Annotated in this window: 16 protein-coding genes; 7 read left to right on the forward strand and 9 right to left on the reverse strand. The window is 65.9% G+C overall.

Features of this window, described 5'->3' with window-relative positions; all coding sequences use genetic code 11:
* Positions 1–44: 44 nt before the first annotated feature.
* The 4 genes from BJP32_RS15205 to phnC all read right to left on the reverse strand — a co-directional run bounded on the left by BJP32_RS15205 (position 45) and on the right by phnC (position 3,833).
* A complete protein-coding gene (locus BJP32_RS15205; RefSeq protein ID WP_083674018.1) occupies positions 45–1,121 on the reverse strand; it encodes a substrate-binding domain-containing protein in 1,077 nt (358 codons plus the stop codon).
* A 104-nt stretch (positions 1,122–1,225) separates the two neighbouring features.
* Positions 1,226–1,969 carry a phosphonate ABC transporter, permease protein PhnE gene (gene phnE / locus BJP32_RS15210; protein WP_003163977.1) on the reverse strand — a complete coding sequence of 248 codons (744 nt, stop codon included), beginning with the start codon at positions 1,967–1,969 and terminating at the stop codon, positions 1,226–1,228.
* A 65-nt stretch (positions 1,970–2,034) separates the two neighbouring features.
* On the reverse strand, positions 2,035–3,042 hold the full coding sequence (phnD, locus tag BJP32_RS15215) for a phosphate/phosphite/phosphonate ABC transporter substrate-binding protein (protein ID WP_003163978.1): 1,008 nt from the start codon (positions 3,040–3,042) through the stop codon (positions 2,035–2,037).
* Positions 3,039–3,833, reverse strand: coding sequence for a phosphonate ABC transporter ATP-binding protein (phnC, locus tag BJP32_RS15220; protein ID WP_003163979.1), 795 nt, complete (start codon positions 3,831–3,833; stop codon positions 3,039–3,041). Before phnC ends, phnD begins: the two co-directional genes overlap by 4 nt.
* 275 nt (positions 3,834–4,108) lie before the next feature.
* Here phnC and BJP32_RS15225 point away from each other — a divergent pair, with 275 nt between their 5' ends.
* From BJP32_RS15225 to BJP32_RS15255, 7 genes are all read left to right on the forward strand, one after another.
* Positions 4,109–5,371, forward strand: a complete 1,263-nt coding sequence (locus BJP32_RS15225; RefSeq protein ID WP_040344588.1) for a type III PLP-dependent enzyme — start codon at positions 4,109–4,111, stop codon at positions 5,369–5,371.
* Between the two features lie 126 nt (positions 5,372–5,497).
* Positions 5,498–6,550: a deoxyhypusine synthase gene (locus BJP32_RS15230; protein ID WP_003163981.1), complete on the forward strand. Its 1,053-nt coding sequence runs from the start codon at positions 5,498–5,500 to the stop codon at positions 6,548–6,550.
* A 168-nt stretch (positions 6,551–6,718) separates the two neighbouring features.
* Positions 6,719–7,039 carry a hypothetical protein gene (locus BJP32_RS15235; protein ID WP_046653884.1) on the forward strand — a complete coding sequence of 107 codons (321 nt, stop codon included), beginning with the start codon at positions 6,719–6,721 and terminating at the stop codon, positions 7,037–7,039.
* Positions 7,040–7,110: 71 nt separating this feature from the next.
* Entirely contained in the window at positions 7,111–7,602 is a 492-nt protein-coding gene (locus BJP32_RS15240) for a hypothetical protein (RefSeq protein WP_076224696.1), read from the forward strand.
* Positions 7,599–8,420: a phosphatase PAP2 family protein gene (locus tag BJP32_RS15245; RefSeq protein ID WP_143255491.1), complete on the forward strand. Its 822-nt coding sequence runs from the start codon at positions 7,599–7,601 to the stop codon at positions 8,418–8,420. Before BJP32_RS15240 ends, BJP32_RS15245 begins: the two co-directional genes overlap by 4 nt.
* Positions 8,420–9,382, forward strand: a complete 963-nt coding sequence (locus tag BJP32_RS15250) for a right-handed parallel beta-helix repeat-containing protein (protein WP_076224697.1) — start codon at positions 8,420–8,422, stop codon at positions 9,380–9,382. Before BJP32_RS15245 ends, BJP32_RS15250 begins: the two co-directional genes overlap by 1 nt.
* Before the next feature lie 220 nt (positions 9,383–9,602).
* Positions 9,603–12,593: a TonB-dependent receptor domain-containing protein gene (locus BJP32_RS15255; RefSeq protein ID WP_233126864.1), complete on the forward strand. Its 2,991-nt coding sequence runs from the start codon at positions 9,603–9,605 to the stop codon at positions 12,591–12,593.
* Positions 12,594–12,675: 82 nt separating this feature from the next.
* Here the strand turns inward: BJP32_RS15255 and aguB are convergent, their stop codons facing one another.
* From aguB to BJP32_RS17225, 5 genes are all read right to left on the reverse strand, one after another.
* Positions 12,676–13,542, reverse strand: coding sequence for an N-carbamoylputrescine amidase (gene aguB / locus BJP32_RS15260; protein ID WP_076224700.1), 867 nt, complete (start codon positions 13,540–13,542; stop codon positions 12,676–12,678).
* A complete protein-coding gene (locus BJP32_RS15265; protein ID WP_076224702.1) occupies positions 13,542–14,543 on the reverse strand; it encodes an agmatine deiminase family protein in 1,002 nt (333 codons plus the stop codon). The genes aguB and BJP32_RS15265 overlap by 1 nt, the downstream gene beginning before the upstream one ends.
* A gap of 200 nt (positions 14,544–14,743) precedes the next feature.
* Positions 14,744–18,055 carry a TonB-dependent receptor gene (locus BJP32_RS15270; RefSeq protein ID WP_076224704.1) on the reverse strand — a complete coding sequence of 1,104 codons (3,312 nt, stop codon included), beginning with the start codon at positions 18,053–18,055 and terminating at the stop codon, positions 14,744–14,746.
* Between the two features lie 171 nt (positions 18,056–18,226).
* Positions 18,227–19,315 carry a capsular biosynthesis protein gene (locus BJP32_RS15275; protein ID WP_233126866.1) on the reverse strand — a complete coding sequence of 363 codons (1,089 nt, stop codon included), beginning with the start codon at positions 19,313–19,315 and terminating at the stop codon, positions 18,227–18,229.
* Positions 19,316–19,657: 342 nt separating this feature from the next.
* On the reverse strand, positions 19,658–19,746 hold an 89-nt coding region (locus BJP32_RS17225), incomplete at its 5' end, for a hypothetical protein (protein WP_317984224.1).

Consider the following 19,746-nt stretch of genomic DNA (forward strand, 5'->3'; position numbering starts at 1 on the left):
CCCGGCGAAAGGACGGCCTGTCTTTCTTAAAGTCTGCTCGCCGCCTAGTTCGGGCGGGCCATCGAGGTCATGGCCGAGGCCTTGGCGCGTTCGGCGGCCAGTTCGTCGGCGACCAGCGGCACCAGGCCGCGGTCCTGCAGATAGCCGCCGCGGCCGGCGGCGCCTTCGGACATGAACTCCTGAACGAACTGTTCGAGGCCCGGCGTCACGCCGATGTGGGCCTTCTTGACGTAGATGTAGAGGCTGCGGGCCAGCGGATAGGAGCCGTCCGCGATGGTGGCGACCGAAGGGGCCACGCCGTCGATGGTTTCGGCCTTCACCGTGTCCATGTTCTGCTCCAGGAAGGAGAAGCCGAACACGCCCAGCGAGCCCGGCGTGCGGTTCAGGGTCTGGACGATGGCGTTGTCGTTCTCGCCCGAGTCGATCCAGGCGCCGTCTTCACGCAGGGTGTGGGCCACGGTTTCGAAGCGGGTCTTGTCCTGCTTTTCGATGGCGGCGACGGCCGGGATCAGCTTGGCGCCCGGCGCCATGCCCAGCTCCAGGAAGGCGTCGCGCGTGCCCGAGGTCGGCGGCGGACCGTAGACCTGGATGCGGGTGGCCGGCAGGGCCTTGTTGACCTCGTTCCAGGTCTTGGCGGCGTTCGGGCCCAGTTGGCCGTCGGCGCCCGGCGTTTCCTTGGCCAGGGCCTCGTAGAGGTCGTTCAGCTCGAGGTTGAAGCTCTGGCCCGTGCGGGCGGTGGCGACGACGATGCCGTCATAGCCGATTTTGATCTCGACGATGTCGGTGACGCCGTTCTCGACGCAGCGGTCGAACTCGCTCTGCTTCATCGGACGCGAGGCGTTGGCGATGTCCGGGGTCGAAGGGCCGACGCCCGAGCAGAAGGCCTGGATACCGCCGCCGGTGCCCAGGGATTCGACGCGGGGGGCCGAGCCGCCGCCGCCGTTGCGGGCGAAGGTCTCAGCCACGCGGGTGGCGAAGGGGAAGACGGTCGAGGAGCCGGCGGCCCAGATGCCCGTCCGGGCCTTCTGCGAACCGGCGGCGCCGCCGCCCTCGTTGTTTCCGCAGGCCGCCAGGGCCAGCAGGGCGGCCACGCAGGCCGTGAACTTCAGTGTGCGGATCATGGCCGGACCTTCTCCAGTCGTCAGTGCACGACGCTTAAAGCAGGAAAATGTGACGGTCCGGCCAGACCTTTGTGACAGTCAGGGCAAACCTGCCCGATACGTCGTCAGAGCAGGCGCTTACGCATGATCTGAGACAGGGTGTCGATCAGGGTCACGGCGATGACCACGATGATGACGATGGCGGACACGGCCTTGAAGTTGAAGGCGTTCATGCTGTCGAACAGCACCTGGCCGATGCCGCCCGCCCCGATCAGGCCCAGCACGGTGGCCGAGCGGCTGTTCGATTCGAAACGGTAGAGGGCGAAGGAGGTCCACAGCGGCGCCACCTGGGGAATCACGCCCCAGACGATCTCGTGCAGCTTGGAGGCGCCGGTGGCGCGCACGCCTTCGACCGGCCCCTTGTCGATCGACTCGACCGCTTCAGAGAACAGCTTGGCCAGAACGCCCGCCGTGTTCAGGGTGATGGCCAGAACGCCGGCCAGCGGGCCCAGGCCCACGGCGGTGACGAACAGCAGGCCGATCACCAGGTCCGGCACCGAGCGCAGCAGGTTCATCAGCCAGCGCACCGGCGTCACCACCCAGGCCGGGGCCATGTTGCGGGCGGCGGCCAGGCCCAGCGGAATGCCGAACAGCACGGCCAGGAAGGTGCCCCACAGGGCGATCTGGATCGTCTCCCACATCTTGGCGACGAACATCTTCCAGTCGGAGAAGTCCGGCCGCAGCAGGTCGTGGACGAACATCTTCATGCTGTCGTTGCCTGAGAACAGGCGCGAGATGTTGCCCAGGTCGACCGCGTCGACGCTGTACAGCAGGACAGCGATCACGCCGCCCCAGACCAGGACGTCCATCGCCCAGGAGACGGCGGACTTTTGCGGCGCGGCCGGAACCGGCGACGTTGGAAGCGGAGCTGCGGTCAAGGTTGGACCTCACGCAGGCTGCGCAGGCGCTGAAGCTCGGCTTCGGCGGCGGCGACGCCGGCCTTGTCGCCCTTGGCTTCGGCTTCGCCGCGCTTCTGGTCGGCGATCATCTCGCGGATCGGGTTGAGATAGGAATCATCGGCCGGGGCGAAGCGCGAATACTCCAGACCCGCCAGCACCTTGCGCTGGCGCTCGGCCTCGGGGCCTTCGCCCTGGCCGTAGGTCAGGAAGAAGCCGCGGATCTTCTCCTTCAGGGCCGGATCCAGATCCTCGCGCACGACGATGCCGCTCTCGGGCACTGGCGGTGAGGTCCAGATCTCCTCGATCTGATCGGCCAGTTGGGCGTTCTCGCGGCGCATGAAGACCAGGTTGACGCTGTTGGAGGTCGCCACGTCGATCACGCCGGTGGCCACGCCGAAGGCGTTGGCCTGGTGGTTGGCCGAGCGCACGGTCTTGAAGCACTGCGACGGCACGACGCCGCGCGCGTTGAACAGGAAGGTCATGGGCGCGAGCGTGCCCGAAGTCGACTGGGCGTCGCCGATGCCGAAATTGTACTGCTTGCCGCAGGCCAGCACCTTGTCCAGCGTGATGCCCGAACCCTTCTTGACGATCAGGGTCGACTGATAGGAGTCCAGCCCTTCGCGGTTGACGGTGCGGGCGATGACCTCGGCGTTGGCGCGGTCGATGGCCTCGACCTCAGGCTTGGCCGAGAACCAGCCGACCTGGGTGTGGTTGCCGCGCATGGCCTCGACCAGAACCGTGTAGTTCGAGCCGAAATAGGGCTTCACCGGCACGCCGATCGCCTTGGACATGTCGTCCAGCAGCGGCTGCCACAGCGGTCCGGCCGAGGCCTGGCCTTCCGCCGACAGGATGGAGAAGGTGATTTCGCTGGGCGCGGCGCCCGACTTGGTCTCTTCACCCTTGCCGCAGGCGGCGAGGCCCAGGGTCATGGCGGCGATGGCGGCGGCGCCCAGCAGGCGGCGATTGATGGCGATGCGGGTCATGCCTTGGCTTCCCAGAACGCGTCCTCGTACTCGGGACCGTAGATTTCGATCAGGCGCTGGGTGTCCAGGCCCGTGGACGGACCGTCATAGACCACCTTGCCCTTCTGCAGCGCGATGACGCGGTTGCAGTAGCGAATGGCGTAGTCGACCTGGTGCAGGGTGACGATCACGCCCATGCCGTCGCGCTTGTTCAGCTCGACCAGCAGCTCCATGACCTTGCGGGCCGACACGGGATCGAGCGAGGCGACCGGCTCGTCGGCCAGGATGGCCTTGGCGCCCTGGACGATGGCGCGGGCGATGGCGCCGCGCTGCTGCTGGCCGCCCGACAGGGTGTTGGCGCGCTGGGCGGCGTAGTCGGACACGCCGACGCGGTGCAGGGCCGCCATGGCCTTGTCCTTGTCCGCGCCCGGCCAGACGCCGAACAGGCCGCGCCACGACGGCAGGCGCCCCAGGGCGCCCAGCATGACGTTGGAGAAGAGGCTCAGCCGCCCCACCAGATTGAACTGCTGGAAGATCATGCCCAGGCGGCTGCGCGCGCGGCGCACGGCGCCCGTGACGCGGCCGTTCTGCTGAACGACCTCGCCGAAGACCGTGATGGTTCCGCCGGGATCGATGGGGTGCAGACCCGTGATCGAACGCAGCAGAGTGGACTTGCCCGAACCGGATGGACCGATCAGGGCGACCATTTCACCGGCGCCGACCTCGACGGACACGCCGTCGAGCGCCTTTCTGGCCCCGTAGGTCTTCGAGACGTCGCGAACGGACGCGACGGCGGCTGTTGAAGAACTCATGAACCCATGGATGAGGTTGCGACAAAGGGGGCGCCGCATGACGCGAGACGGGCGCAAGGGCAAGTCTTAATGGCATGTCTGCGTCGATTTCGTCCAGTGCGGCGCCGATTCAGCCGAGCGCTGCGGCGCGCGGGCCATGCAACCTCGCCATGAAATTTCCACTTTACATGACAGGCCAATGCCCCCATATCGCGCGTTCCGGCGGACCCCGTAGGTCCTATCTTGCGCCGCTAACGCCGGGTCTGGGTTTAACAATCATCAGGGGGTTACGTGAATTGCACACGTACCAGCTTCCCCTGGACCTGGTCCGTCAGCGGTCCCCGGAGCGTCCGGTCGCACTCGTGCGTCCCCGCTCCGTTGCCGTAGCGGCGCAGTGGTTCCAGGATAATCTAAAAGCCGACGTCTTCTATGCCGTGAAGGCGAACCCTTCGCGCTGGATCATCGAGGTTCTGGTCGAGAACGGCGTCAACGCCTTCGACGTCGCCTCCCTGGCCGAGATCGAACTGGTTCGTTCGGTCAGCCCGAACGCGCGCCTGGCCTTCATGCACCCGGTCAAGAGCCGCGGCGCGATCAAGGCCGCCTACGCCGACCACGGCGTGCGCACCTTCGTGCTCGACAGCCATGACGAGCTGGACAAGATCCTCGAGTCGACCGGCCACGCCGACGACCTGAACCTGATCGTCCGCATGGGCGTGTCGGCGGACGGCGCCGCCTATTCCCTGTCGGGCAAGTTCGGCGTCTCGCCGGACCAGGCCCCCGCCCTGCTGCAGGCCACGCGCCACGCGGTCAAGGACGGTCAGATGGGCGTCAGCTTCCACGTCGGTTCGCAGTGCATGCGCCCCTCGGCCTATGAGGCGGCGATGACCCAGGTCGGCCGCGCCATCAAAAAGGCGGGCGTCTTCGTCGATATCGTCGATGTCGGCGGCGGCTTTCCTTCGGTCTATCCGGGCATGGTCCCGCCGGACCTGAGCGAATACGCCGACGCCATCCATCGCGGCTTCAACGAGATGCCGGTGTCGGAAACGACCGAGCTGTGGTGCGAACCCGGCCGCGCGCTGGTGGCTGAAGCCTCGTCGGTGCTGTGCCGCGTGGACCTGCGCAAGGGCGACGCCCTGTATCTGAACGACGGGTCGTACGGCTCGCTGTTCGACGCCACCCACTCGCGCTGGCCCTTCCCGACCAAGCTGGTCCGGGACGGCGAGTCGTCGTCGGAGCTGAAGCCCTATCGCTTCTATGGTCCGACCTGCGACAGCATCGACCACATGCCGGGCCCGTTCTGGCTGCCGGCCGATGTCCAGGAAGGCGACTTCATCGAGATCGGCATGATGGGCGCCTATGGCGTCGCCATGTCGACCGGCTTCAACGGCTATGGCGAACACGAGATCGCCGCCGTCGAGGACGCCCCCATGGGTTCGATGTACGGCCTGGCGCCGCGCTCCATCCCGACCGTGCGCACCACGGCCGAGGAGAACGCCCGCAAGGTCGTCCGCCTGTCGCGCCCCAAGGGCAAGGCGGGCCAGCGCAAGCGCAAGCGCTGATCCATCGCATCACGCCTTGAACTGAAAAATGTCTCAAGGCTTTGGTACAAACAGCGGCCCGTCGCTCCGTCCGGGCCGCTGTTCCTTATTGACGACGGGCGCTCAAACCAAAGGGAAACCCGAGAGATGAACGCACCGGTTCGTTCCAACGCCAAGGCGGAGCTCCTGGCCACGACCGTCGAGCACATCGACATCACCAGCTTCGACGCGCGCCCGATCATCGATTCCATGCGCAAGATGTCCTTCAGCTCGCGCGACACCGCCCGCGCGGCCGACATCTTCAACATGGCCCTGGAAGATCAGGCCTGCTCGCCGTGGCTGATCCTGGCCGGTTCGACCTCGGCCGGCGGCTGCATGGACGTCTACCGCGACATGGTGAAGTTCGGCATGGTCGACGCCGTGGTTGCCACCGGCGCCTCGATCGTCGACATGGACTTCTTCGAAGCCCTGGGCTTCAAGCACTATCAGGCCGCCGGCCAGGTGGACGACAATGTCCTGCGCTCGCACTACATCGACCGCATCTACGACACCTACATCGACGAAGAAGAACTGCAGGCCTGCGACCACGCCATCTATGAGATCGCCAGCCGCCTGGAGCCGCGCGGCTATTCCTCGCGCGAGTTCATCTGGGAAATGGGCAAGTGGCTGTCGGAAGGCAACGCCAAGAAGCCCGGTTCGCTGATCCAGACCGCCTATGAAGAAGGCGCGCCGATCTTCTGCCCGGCCTTCGTCGACTCCTCGGCCGGTTTCGGCCTGGTCAAGCACCAGAAGGAGCGCATGGCCGAGGGCAAGCCCTACATGATGCTGGACGCGATCGCCGACTTCCGCGAACTGACCGACATCAAGATCGCGGCGGGCGTCACGGGCCTGTTCATGGTCGGCGGCGGCGTGCCGAAGAACTTCGCCCAGGACACCGTCGTCTGCGCCGAGATCCTCGGCGTCGAAGCCGACATGCACAAGTATGCGGTCCAGATCACGGTCGCCGACGTGCGCGACGGCGCCTGCTCGTCCTCGACGCTGCAGGAAGCCGCCTCGTGGGGCAAGGTCCAGACCACCTACGAACAGATGGTCTTCGCCGAAGCCACGACCGTCGTGCCGCTGATCGGTTCGGACGCCTATCACCGCGAAACGTGGAAGAAGCGTCAGCCGCGCCGCTGGAACAAGCTGTTCGGCAAGTAAGACCGACGCGGATCAGAGGGCGACGCCGTCTCGATCCCGCGACAAAGACGAGGGCCGGCGGAGCGATCCGCCGGCCCTTTTTCTTTGCGCGCGCAACATCGTCTCGCGTGAATGCGGGAACCTCCGCGCGACCGGTCCGCTTGTCTTGCACGAGCAAGGAGACCTTCCATGACCGATCCCACCGCCGAGAACGAAGACGCCCGCGAGGCCGCCGCCATGGGCGAGAAGCCCGATCTGGGCCACGTCGAGGACGCCCTGAAGAAGGCCCTGCAAGGCAGCGATTCCGGTTCCGACACCCGCGCCGGTTCGCTGCGGGGCGGCTCGGCTTCCGGCTCGGAGATCGATCCGGACCAGGACGCCATCAACGCGGATATCGCTCGCCAGGGCCGCGAAATGGCCGAAACCCGCTCGCGTCCGGCGGGAGGCCCGGAACAGGCCCGCAAGTCGACGGGCCAGCCCGGCGACGACGTGGACGCTCCTACGGGTTGAACCGCCTTGCTGCCGCCGCACGGATAGGCCACGGTGCAGATAGTCGCATAGGGATTAAGGACGTAGGCTGAATGAAGCGTAGCGTGGCAACCGTCGTCTTGGCGCTGAGCGTCGGCTTGGCGGCGTGCGATGACCGCAGTCAGGCCGCGCCCGAAGTCGAATCGCCCTCGGTTCCCGCCGCCGAACCGGCGAGGGAGGCCGCGGCTTCGCCCGTCGCGGCGACGCCCGCCGCGCCCGCCACAGCCATTAAGGGCGCTCCGGCTTTCGCCGCCCTCTATCCCGGCGCTCAGACCGACGCGGCGCCCGTCATGGCGTCCGGCCCCGACGGCCCGGGCGGCATCGTCACCTTCACGACCGACGCCACGCCCGACGCCGTAATCGACTTCTATCGCCAGCGCGCCGAAAAGGCGGGCCTGTTCCCCATCATGGCGATGAACCAGGGCGAAGCGCGCGCCTACGGCGCCTCCGCCCGCACGGAAAAAGGCGCCAGCCTTCAGGTCGTGGCCGCGCCCGACGAAGACGGCCTGACCTCGGTTCAGCTGAGCTGGAGCGACGGGGCGTGATCACTCGCCCGGCGCTCGTCGCGACCGCCGCCGCCGCGACTCTGTTGCTGGGCGCCTGCGCCGGAACTCCGGCGGCCCTGCGGCCGGAAGCGGCCCGCGCCGCGACAGTCCCATCCGGTTATCTGGACGCCCCCGCGCTGGAAACGCTGGCCGCCGCCCTGCCTGGCCCGCCCACGCCCGGCTCGGCCCTCGATCAGGCGGACAAGGATCGTTCGACGCGCATGGCGGCGCTGGAAGACACCGACCGCTGGCTGCTGGCCACCGCCCATGCCGAACTGCGCCCGCCGCTGGCCTTGCAGCATTTCAACTGCGCCTTGGGCGTTCAGCTGACGTCCGAAGGCGCGCCGGAGCTGACGCGGCTGATGCAGCGCCTGTTCCACGACGCCGACACGGCCGCTGAAACCGTCAAGTCGCGCGCCTTTCGCGCCCGTCCCGTCGGCGACGATCCGACCCGTCAGGCCTGCCAACGCCTGACCGAGGTCGGACGCCGCAGCGCCTCCTATCCTTCCGGCAGTTCGACCGTCGCCGTCGTCTATGGCGAAGCCTTCGCCGCCCTGGCCCCCGCGCACGCCGACGAGGCCCGCCGCATGGCCCATGCGATCGGTCAAAGCCGCCTGGTCTGCGGCATGCACTATCCCAGCGATGTCGCCGCGGGCGAGGATCTGGGCCGCGCCGTCTTCGCCGCCGCCGCCGCTCAGCCCGCCTTCGCCGCCGACCTGGCCGCCGCCCGCGCGGAGATGGCGGCCCTGCGCGCGCGCGGCGCGACGGCGCCCGGCTGCGCCTCCGAGGCGCTGGCCCTGGCCACGCCCCTGCCCTGATGGCGGCGCTGCTGGCGGGACTGATCCTGGCCGGCGCCCAGACCTGGTCCCTGCCCGCCGCCCGCCCGTGCGACGATTCGGAACTGGCCGAACTGACCGCCGAAACGACAACGCCCTACCGCCTGACCTGCCGCGCGGTCCTGACGCCTGGACAAGCGATCGTGCGCCCCCTCCTGATCGAAGGCGCCGAGGCCTCCGGCGCGGGCCTGGACTGCGCGGGCGGCGCCGTCGGCCGCCCCGGCGCCGCCGTCAACACCCGCTCGCCCTCCATCGCCGTCTGGTCGCGCCGCATCGCCGTCGACCGCTGGAGCCGTCCGACGGACGTGCGCATCTCGCGCTGCCTGATCCACGGCTCGGTGCGGGTCTGGGGCATGGGGGCGGACGGGAGCTATGACGACCTGCGCGCCTCCTCCCGCACCGCCGACCACACCGCCGCCGCCCAGGCGGCTGCGCCCAGCCATATTGCGCTCGATGAGGTGATCATCCGGGGGACGGGATCGATCCCGCTCTACGTCGGCCCCGGCGTCACCCGTTTCACCCTGACCCGATCCACGCTAGAGGGCCGCAGCGTCGCCACCGCCCTCTACCTGGACGCCGAAAGCGCCGACAATCGGATCGAAGGCAATCTGTTCCGCACCCGCACCGAGCGCGAGATGATCGCGGTCGACGGATCGGCTCGAAACCACATCACCGGCAACCGCTTCGAATTGGGCGGGCGGCCCGGCGTCTTCCTCTATCGCAACTGCGGCGAGCGCGGCGTCATTCGCCACCAGACGCCGTCACACAACATCATCACCGACAACGCCTTCACCGGCGTCGCCCGCTGGCGTCCGCGCCTGGTGGTCGAGAACGCCCGGCAAGGCGGCCGCGCCTACTGCGGCGCCGACAAGGGCTACCCCTGGGGCAGCAGCGCCGATGATCGCGACGACGCATCACAGAACACAGTTCGTGATAATTTTTGAAAATGAGCGTAATTTTTGCCGCAGATTCCGAATATACTTCAGTATAGGGCAATTTATTCCAGTCTGTGCCATTATTGACGCAATTCTGACTTGCTTGAGGCAAGCCTCGCCGTAATGTCGTTGGCGCAGGCCGTTCGGTCCTGCACGTACCGCGAGCCGTCGGTTCAGCCCCATCGTAGGGGGCGAGCGTCGGCTTGTTTTGTTCAGGAGAGGGTCTCTTTTGAGAAAGAGAATTGTCCGCGAGTCCTTGCTCGCCTCGACCATCATCGGGGGCGCCGCCCTCAGCTTCATGGCCGCCACGCCGGCTTTCGCCCAAACAGCCGAAGAAGAAGTTTCCGAAGTCAGCGCCATCGTCGTCACCGGTTCGCGCATCCGCCAGCCGGGCTATGAGGCGTCCAGCCCCATCACGTCGCTGAGCTCCGAATCCATCGCCATGTCGCAGCCCGTCGCGGTTGAAGAACTGGTCAAGGATCTGCCGGCCGCCGTGCCGGCCGTCGGTTCGGCCACCAACAACGGTTCAGGCGGCGGCGCGACCATCAACCTGCGCGGCCTGGGCACCAATCGCACCCTGGTCCTGATCAACGGCCGCCGTGTCGTGCCGTTCAACCTTGAAGGCGTGGTCGACACCAACACCATCCCGCTGGCCCTGGTCGAGCGCGTCGACACTGTCACCGGCGGCGCCTCCGCCGTGTACGGCGCTGACGCCGTCGCCGGCGTGGTCAACTTCATCCTGAAGAACAATTTCGAAGGCGTTGAGCTCAACACCTCCTACGGCTTCTCGGGCGAAGACGACGCCGTTCGTCGCAAATTCGACCTGACCGTCGGCGGCAACTTCGCCGAGGATCGCGGCAACGCCGTCGTCAGCTTCGGCTACACCAAGACCGATCCGCTGTACCAGGACCGTCGCCCGTGGGGCACCGTCGCGCGCTCGTCGACGACCGGCGCCCCGTTGGGTTCAGGCACCTCGGTTCCCGGCCGTTTCGGCCTGGCCCGCTTGATCGTCAAGAATGCAGACGACACGATCAATGAAGCCCTGAGCGGCATCGCTCTGCCTGACGGCGCCGAACTGGACCCCACCACGGGCGCCCTGATCGGTAAGAACGACGCCGGCTACAACAAAGCAGGCTACAACTACAACCCGTACAACTTGTACCAGACGCCGCTGAGCCGCTACCAGATCAATGGTCTCGGCACCTTTAAGATCAACTCAGCGGCTGAAGTCTACACCCACCTGACCTATGTTCAGAGCGACGTGTCGCTGGACAACGCTTCGAGCGGCACCTTCGGCAACAGCTATAAGGTGCCGATCGGCAACCCGTTCATCCCCGACGCGATGCGCCAGCAATTCTGCGACGCCCTGAAGCTGGGCGCCGCTGAATGCGTTTCAGGCGCAGCCGGCACCACGGTTATGGACCTGACCATCAACCGTCGCTTCACCGAAATGGGCACCCGGCCGGTGGACATCGAAAACAAGACGGTCCAACTGCTGGCCGGCGTCCGCGGCGACATCAACGCCGACTGGAACTACGACGCCTACGTCTCGCACGGTGAAACCCAGCAGCTGCTGACGCGCATCAACTGGGGGTCGCTGTCGAAGCTTCAGAACGCGCTGAATACCACGTCCACGACTCAGTGCCTCCCGGTCGGCGCAGATCCGAAGACAGGCGCTGTCGCCGGCTGCGTGCCGATCAACGTCTTCGGTCCCGAAGGCACGATCACCCAGGAAATGATCGACTACATCAACCTGTCGTCGATGAGCAAAACCACGATCAAGCAGGACGTGGCCTCGGGCTCGATCTCGGGCGTCCTGCCGGAGAACCTGAGCAGCCCGTGGAGCGAACGCCCGATTGCTGTCGCATTCGGCGCCGAATGGCGTCGATCCAGCGCGAGCACTCGTGGCGATGAAGCTTCGCAATCGCACGGTGAGATCCTGGGCACCGGCGCCCCGGTTCCGGATCGCGACGGTCAGTTCGAAATGCGTGAGGGCTTCGCCGAACTGGCGATCCCGCTGATCGAGAACATGCCCTTCATCCACAGCATGAATCTGGAAGCGGGCTACCGCCAGACCGAGTTCAAGGCTGCTGGACGGAAGTCGCAATACGGCAGCTACAAGCTGGGCGGCGACTGGTCGCCTACGGAAGACATCCGCGTTCGCGCCATGTACCAGCGCGCCACGCGTGCGCCGAACATCGGCGAACTGTTCAACCCGCAGGTCACCGGCTTGGGCAACCGCGCCATTGATCCGTGCCAGAAAGACCGGATCAACAGCGTTGACGCGTACAAGGCCGGCACTCTCAGCAATCTCTGCCGCCTCACAGGCGTTCCGGATGCCCTGATCGGCGCCGTTGACGAGCCCAACTCGGGTCAGGTCAATCAACAGACCGGCGGCAACCCGGACCTGGGTCCGGAAGAGGCCGACACCTGGACTGTCGGCGCCGTCTGGCAGCCGGCCTTCGTGCCGAGCCTGCGCCTGAGCCTCGACTACTATGACATCAAGATCGACAAGACGATCAACAGCCCCAGCCTGGATGATGTCATGAACGGCTGCTACAGCACGACGATGAACCCGAACCTCGAGTTCAACGACAGCTGTAAGGCCATCCAGCGCAGCGCCGTTAACGGCTCGCTGAACGGCAACGGGGCCAAGGGCGTGATCCGTCCGACCACCAACGCCGGCAACGAGCGCGTTTCGGGCTTCGATCTGGCCGCCAACTACCGCCTTGAACTGGTCGATTTCGGCTGGGACATCGGTCGTGTCGACCTGAGCGTCAACGGCAACATCGTCACCAAGCACGAGACCCAGGCCACGCCGATCTCCACGCTGCGTGACTGCGTCGGCTACTACTCGGTGTCGTGCGGCGAACCCAAGGTCAAGCAACGCTGGAACAGCCGCGCCACCTGGACGATGGGCGATTACTCGGCCTCGCTGATGTGGCGCCACCTGTCGGGCGTCGAAGTCGAGCCGAGCAACACCAAGTGGTTCCCGGACTACGCCCAGATCGACAGCTATGACTACTTCGACCTGAGCGGCCGCTGGGACATCACCCAGACGGTCCGTCTGACGGCGACGATCAACAACCTGTTCGACAAGGCGCCGCCGATGGTCGGCTCGCAAATCGGCACCACGTCGGCGAACAACGGGAACACCTTCCCACAGACCTACGACGCGATCGGCCGCTACTTCACCTTCGGCGCCACGCTGAGGTTCTGATAGCGTTCAACGCATAAGAAGAGAGGCGGAAGACCCCGGTCTTCCGCCTCTTTTTTGTTTGTAGATCAGCCGGCTTGCCGGATCAGGCCGGGCGGCCCGCCGCTAGGGCGCCGTAGAGGTCGGTGCGGCGATCGCGGAAGAAGCCCCAGGCCGCGCGGTGGCGATCCATGAAGTCCAGGTCGAAGGTGTGGACGAGGACGCCCTCCTCCCGGTCCAGGCTCTCGACCAGATCGCCGCGATGATCCGCGATGAAGGAGTGGCCGTAGTAGGTCTGGCCCGCTTCCGTCACCTGTTCATGACCGATGCGGTTGGCGCCGACGACCGGCACGACGTTGGACACGGCGTGCCCCTGCATGGCCCGGCGCCACGGGGCGGCCGTGTCCAGGGTGTCGTCATGCGGTTCGGTGCCGATAGCCGTCGGATACAGCAGCACCTCGGCGCCCTGCAGCATCATAGCGCGCGCCGTTTCCGGGTACCACTGGTCCCAGCAGATGCCGACGCCGATACGGCCGAAGCGCGTGTCCCAGACCTTGAAGCCGGTGTCGCCGGGGCGGAAGTAATACTTCTCCTGATAGCCGGGGCCGTCGGGGATGTGGCTCTTGCGATAGACGCCCATCAGCTCGCCGTCGGCGTCGATCATCACCAGGCTGTTGAAGTAGTGCGGCCCTTCGCGCTCGAAGATCGAGACAGGCAGGACCACGCCCAGTTCCTTGGCCACCGGCTGGAGTTGCGTCACGGCCGGGTGTTCGCGCCAGGGATAGGCGGCGCCGAACCACTTCTCCTCCTGCGAGACGCAGAAGTACGGCCCCTGAAACAGCTCCGGCGCCAGGATGACCTGGGCGCCCTTAACCGCGGCTTCGCGGATGAGGCCGATGGTCTTGTCGATGTTCGCCTGCATGTCCTCGCCGTAGGCGGTCTGGATGGCGGCGACGGTGATCTGACGGGTCATCAGGCGGGCTCCTGCTGGCTGATGCAGTGGAACGAACCGCCGCCCGACAGGATGGCGGTCGACGGCAGGGGGATGATCTCGCGATCGGGGAAGACGGTGGCCAGGGCTTCGCAGGCCAGACGCGCGGCCATGTCGTTCCCGTAGGTCGGCACCACCACAGCGCCGTCGGCGATCAGGAAGTTCATGTGGCTGGCCGGGACCGGGCGCTCGTCCTCGTCCAAGATCATGCCGGGCGAGGGAATCCGCAGCACCCTGATCGGGCGTCCGGCGGCGTCGGTCATGGCGGCCAGCGCCAGCGCCGTCTCGTCATAGACCTCGGTGTTGGGATCCTTGGGACCGAAGCCGATTGGGCAGGCCACCACGCCCGGCGCGACGAAGCGGGCCAGGTTGTCGACGTGGCCGTCGGTGTGGTCGTTCAGCAGGCCGTCGCCCAGCCACAGCACCTTCTTGGCGCCCAGGGCCTGCGCGAAGGCGGCCTCAGCCGTCTCCTGCGTCCAGCCGGTGTTGCGGTTGCGGTTCAGGACGCACTGGCGCGTGGTCAGCACTGTGCCCTCGCCGTCGTGGTCCACGGCGCCGCCTTCCAGAATGAAGTCGTGGCGGGTCAGGGCGACGCCCGACTGCTCGCCGATCTGAGCGGCGACCTCGTCGTCATGCGGCAGGTCGTATTTGCCGCCCCAGCCGTTGAAGACGAAGGCCTGAGCCGACGCCGAGCCGGCGCCGAAGATCGGCCCGGTGTCGCGCAGCCAGATGTCGCCGAACCGCCCGGCCACAACCGTCACGCCCGCCACATCGGCGAAGCGCGCCCGGGCGTCGGCCAGGGCCTCGTCATTGCCGACCATGAGCTTGACCTGCTCGCGGCCCGGCCCGGCCAGGGCGCGCACCAGGGCCTCGACCTCGGCCTGAGCCGGCTCGAGGTTCTCCTCCCACAGATCGGCGTGGCTGGGCCAGCCGACCCACATCGCGCGATGCGGAGTCCATTCAGCGGGAACAGGCAGGGTCATGGGGCGAAAACGTCCACACAAAAGGATGAAGCACGAAGGGGGCGAAATAGGCCCTGACGACGCCCGGTTCAATGGCGACGGCGCGTCGCGCATTGAAGCGCCCAACGCCCTCAAGCAGCACGGCCGCGCGCTAGGGCCGCTCAGAAAGAAAAGGGCGGCCCGTCGCCGGACCGCCCTTCCCTTCTCAGATTGTCGCTCGCTTAGAACTTGTAGCGAACGCCGAACTTCACCTGCCACACCGACTGGTTGTTGTAGTTGGTGGCCGTCCAGTCACGGAAGCTGTCGTACTGGTAGAAGTTGCCCGCCCCAGCGACACAGCTCGAGATCTGGCAGTTACGTGCCGTGACCGCGCGCGAGAAGTAGGGGAAGCCCACTTGCTGCACCACGCCCCACTCGTCGTTGAGCAGGTTGCCGATGTTCTCGATATCGACATAGCCTTCCAGCTTGGCGCCGCCCGGGAAGAAGGCCGGCAGCTCTTGCGAGATACGCAGGTCGAAGCGAGTCACGTCCGGCGACTTGAAGCCGTTCCGCGGCGTGATCTGACCGGCGTACTTAATCAGGCCCGAACGCTGCAGATACTCATTAAAGCCCGCGAAGTCGAAGTTGTTCGCGAAGGTCGCGATCGGATCGCTGGTCGCGGTGACCAGGCCGTTCGAGTCCACAGCCGGCACATACAGCAGTTGGCGGTTGCGGCGGCCGTACTCGTTGGCCTCGCCCACCAGGTTGGTGCTGTTGAAGGTGTGGCTGAAAGGCAGACCCGAGCGGCGCTCGCCGAACAGGTTGAAGCTGGTGCGATAGTCGCCGAAGAACTTGCGGCTATAGCTCAGGTTCAGCTTGGTCGAGTGCTTGATCTCATAGTTCGAGGTCGCCACTTCCGGGCTGTTCGGGTCGGAGACTGCAACCTGGCCGAAGTTCGACGCGGCCACCGAGGAGGTGCCGGGGTGGACTTCGGTCGCATCGACGTAGGTGTAGGACAGGTCGAAGCCCAGGCCTTCGGCCCAACCTTCGTACCAGGCCTTGTTCACGCCGACGGTGAACTGATCCGTCTTGCCGCCCTTGAAGTTGGTCAGCATCAGAACGACCTGGCTGCCGTTCGGGCCCGAATAGGTCGGACGACCGTCCGGCGCAACGCCGTTCTGGCGCTTGGCCATGTTCAGGTCGACCCAGCCGATGGCGTTTTCGACTTCCGAGTGAACATACTCGGCGCGCACCGCCCAGCCGTCGCCCATGCTCCAGCGGTTGAGGTCGAAGTCCTTGGTCAGGCCCAGCGACGTCTTCCAGATGGACGGCGCCTTGAAGGTCGGGTCGATCACGTTGATCGCGCCCGTGCCCAGCTTGGCGCTCTCGGTCACGGCCTCCTTGGCCACTTGGTTCGGGTTCAGGCCGTCGACGTTGGTCAGCGCCGCCAGTTGCGCGGTCGAGCAGACCGGAACGCCGTTGTTGACGTTCTGGCTGGTGTAGCCGTTGGCGCGGCACTGGAACTGGCCGATCAGGTTGCCGGGGTTCGAGAAGTTGTTCGAAACCCAGACGTTCGGCGAACCGCCCGAGAACAGCCCGAAGCCGCCGTAAACGTTGAAGGTGTCGTCAACGCGGTAGTTGAAGCCGAAGCGCGGCTGCAGCAGGCTGATGCCGTCCAGATTGTGAGTGTTCGAGAAGCCGTACTTGTCCTCAAACGCCTTGTTGTACAGCGGCTCGTCCGACATCTCGTACCAGTCGAAACGCAGACCCGCGCGCAGCGTCAGGCGATCATTCACATCCCATTCGTCCTGGGCAAACAGGGTGTTGGTCGTGTAGCCGAAGCTCGCGCCGCCATCGACCTTATTGTTGCTCCCGGCGTTCTGGTAATTGATGTAGGACGCGCGACGGTTCTGCAGGTCGGCCAGCGAAGCGAATTCATACTCGCCGTTCGCCGCCTGCACGAAGACGTTGTAGATTTCGAGATCTTCACGCTCATAGCCCGCCGTCAGACGGTGACCCGCGTTCTGATACTTGGCGACGAAGCGGTACTGGTTCAGATCGTTCGTCAGCGAGTTGGCGTGACGCGAACGCTCCGGTCCAAGAACCACCGAGCGGCGCTGCGTGGCGCCCACCGGGTCCAGGTAAACGCGGAAGGCCGCGAAGTCCGAACCGCCCAGGTTGCTGGTGATGTTCTCGCTTTCCTTGCGCGAGATCGACAGCTCGGTCGAGAAGTTGTCGTTCCAGTCCGAGAACAACTGAGCCTTGTAGGCCGTGATGTTGCTCTGGAAATCATACCCTTGCGACAGCAGACCAACGCTCGGCGTGGTGTTGCTGGTCGAGGTGCCGTTCAGGCTCAGACGCGAACCTTGCGTCTGCTGGTAGGACGCCACCGCACGGTGACGGTCGTTGATGTTCCAGTCCAGCTTGGCGAAATACTTCTCGTCGAAGGTCGTCAGGTTGCTCGTCGACCAATCCAGCGGGTCGTAGCCATAAACCGACTTCACGGCGTTGCGGACGGAATCGACGTCGGCCTGCGTGATGCCCGGCACTTCATTGGTGGCGCCCGAACCCGTCGGGCCGGAAAGCACCGGCTCAGTCGCTTCGAACTTCTCGTAGTTCAGCAGGAAGAACAGGCGATCCTTGATGATCGGACCCGACAGGGTCGCGCCCCAGGTCTTCTCTTCGAACTCGCCGGTGACCGAGCGGTTGATCGTCTGGCCCGACGACATGTCTTCATACGAGAAGCTGTCGCCTTGCAGATCCTGGTTGGTGATCTCGTAGAAGGCTTCACCGCGGAACTCGTTGCCGCCCGACTTGGTGACCGAGTTCACTACACCGCCCTGGAAGGCGCCGTACTGGACGTCATAGGGGGCGACATCGACCTGAACCGCTTCCAGGACCGAGATCGAGATCGGCGAGTTCACGGTCGGATAGCCGTTAGGCGACAGACCGAAGTCGTCGCCCTGACGGATGCCGTCGACCAGGAAGGCGTTGGTGCGGCTGTTCTGACCGCCCAGGATCAGGGCGTCGCTGTTGGTCGAGTCGACCGACGCGAATGGCGAGGTGCGGACGAAATCCTTGATGTCACGGCTGATCGTCGGAAGGGTTTCGAGTTCCTCGGCGCCGATCCGAGTGCGCGGGCCGGTGATCAGGCCGCCGCCGCGGACGCCGCGCACGACCACATCGGCGACCGAAGTCGCGTCGTCCGAAGCCGAAGCCGTCGCCGTCAGGTTAAGAGCCGTCGGCGAGCCGATGCTGACGGAGGGAACCTGGCCCGAGACTTCACCTTGCGCCGTCAGCGCGGTCACGATGTAGGGGCCGCCGACGCGCAGGTTGCGCGCCGTATAAGAGCCGTCAGCGCCGGTCACGGTGGTGGTGCTGGTGCCCGAGGGGACGTGGGTGACGACGACCGTGGCGTTCGCCATCGGCGCGCCCGAAGCATCCGTAATCACGCCCCGGATACCGCCCGTGGTTTCCTGGGCGAAGGCGGCGCTGGAGGTCGCCAACAGGATGGCTGCGGCGGAAACCCCATAGGCGAGGTTGCGGTTCAACATTGGTGCTGTGATCCCTTTACGACGCCAGATGCCAGAACGACGATCCGCGCGGTCATTGATGAGGCGGCTTTAGGCCTCCCGTCCGACGCTCGGGCGACAGCTAGATGACAGAATGATGACAGCGCTTCGGGGTGGCTTGGGCGCCACACCGAAAAAGGGCCTTTCAGCGACCTAAATAAGCCGGGTCGCCAAAGCGTCCGCCACCCGCCCGGCCGTCGCCGCCATGACGCGCGGCTCATGATAATTGCCGTTGATCTGGGTGCGATTGATCACATAGGCGCGGAAGGCGGCGAACAGTTGGCGTTCCGCGGGCCGCGGCGCCTGCCAGAAGGCGTCCAAGGGCTGCTGATCCGTCAGCCCCTCGAAATCGAAGAAGGCCTGCCCCAACACCTTGACCGGCGTGCCGAACCCCAGGGCCGACAAGGCGGCGCTGGAGTTGTTGACCACCATGCCCTCCGAAGCCCGGCACAGCTGAGCCAGATTGCCGCCGTCGATGAAATCGACGCGGCCTTTCAGCCCGCGCGCCTCGGCCATCCGGCGCGTCTCGCGGGCGAGATTGACGATACCCGGGTCGAGGGGATGGTTCTTGACGACCAGGCGGCTGTGCGCCGGCGCGCCGGCGGCGAAGCTGTCCATGACCCGCGCCAGGAAGGACAGATTGTCGTGGATGTCGGAATAGCGCAGCAACTGGGCGTCGCCGTCGCGCTGCAAGCAGGCGATGAAGAAAGGCCCCTTGGTCCGAAGGCGGTCAGCGTTGCTGGCCCCTTGCGGCCGCATGCCTAGCCCCAGATAGCGGCGAACATGCCCCAGACATTGCCGCAATGGCGACGCCGAATAGTGATGACGGAAGCGCGGAAACAGCAGCCACCCCAGCGGCTGCACCGCATGGTAGAGACTGATGTTGATGACGTGGTGCGGCAGAATTTTGCCGACAGGACGCGAGACCGGGAGTTCCGGCGGCGGCGGCGGATAGCCTGACGCCGAGCGAGGCAAGGCGCTGGAGCCGTTCACCCCATTGCGCTCCAGAGTGATCCAGTCAGGCCGGAAGTAGCCATTCTCGAGAACCCAGACGCGCGCCTTCAACCGGCTCGCCTGATTCAGGACGCCCTGATTATAGGGACCGCCCTCCCCGAACACGATGATATCTGTGAACTCGGCCTCGAGAGCCGCCAGTCTTTCCGGCCACAGCTCCGCTCCCTCGCGGAAAGGCAGACCGCCCGAACGGCCCCAGTTCGAGACATCTCCGGCGTTGAACAGCATGCGCCGCACGTCACCGCCACGCGCCTCAATGGCATGCGCCAACACGCGCCCGAAACGGCCGAAAGGCGCGGACACGATGAGGAAGCGACGGCCGATCAGATCAACCTGGACCTGAAGACCTAGCTCAAACTGGTCAGGATCAAACGGCGCGAGCAAACGCTGATATCTTTCGAGGAGCGAGCTCTATTAATAGCCCGGCCGGAGTCTTGGCAAGGTGAAACTGAACCCGATTTTGAACCTAAGCTCTTGAATCAAGGCCGCCGAACCCAGATCGAGTTCGGCGGCCTGATCAATCAATCGACCAAGGTTTCGGGGGCCGATCACGACCGGCCCCCTTGAGCCTTAGAAGTTGATGTCGACGGTGGCGCGGCGGTTCAGCGGCTCACGCACGCCGTCGCCGGTGGCCTTGGCCGGCTGGGTCTCGCCCTTGC

It is taken from the genome of Brevundimonas sp. ZS04, from assembly GCF_001956865.1.
Taxonomy (GTDB): Bacteria; Pseudomonadota; Alphaproteobacteria; order Caulobacterales; family Caulobacteraceae; genus Brevundimonas; species Brevundimonas diminuta.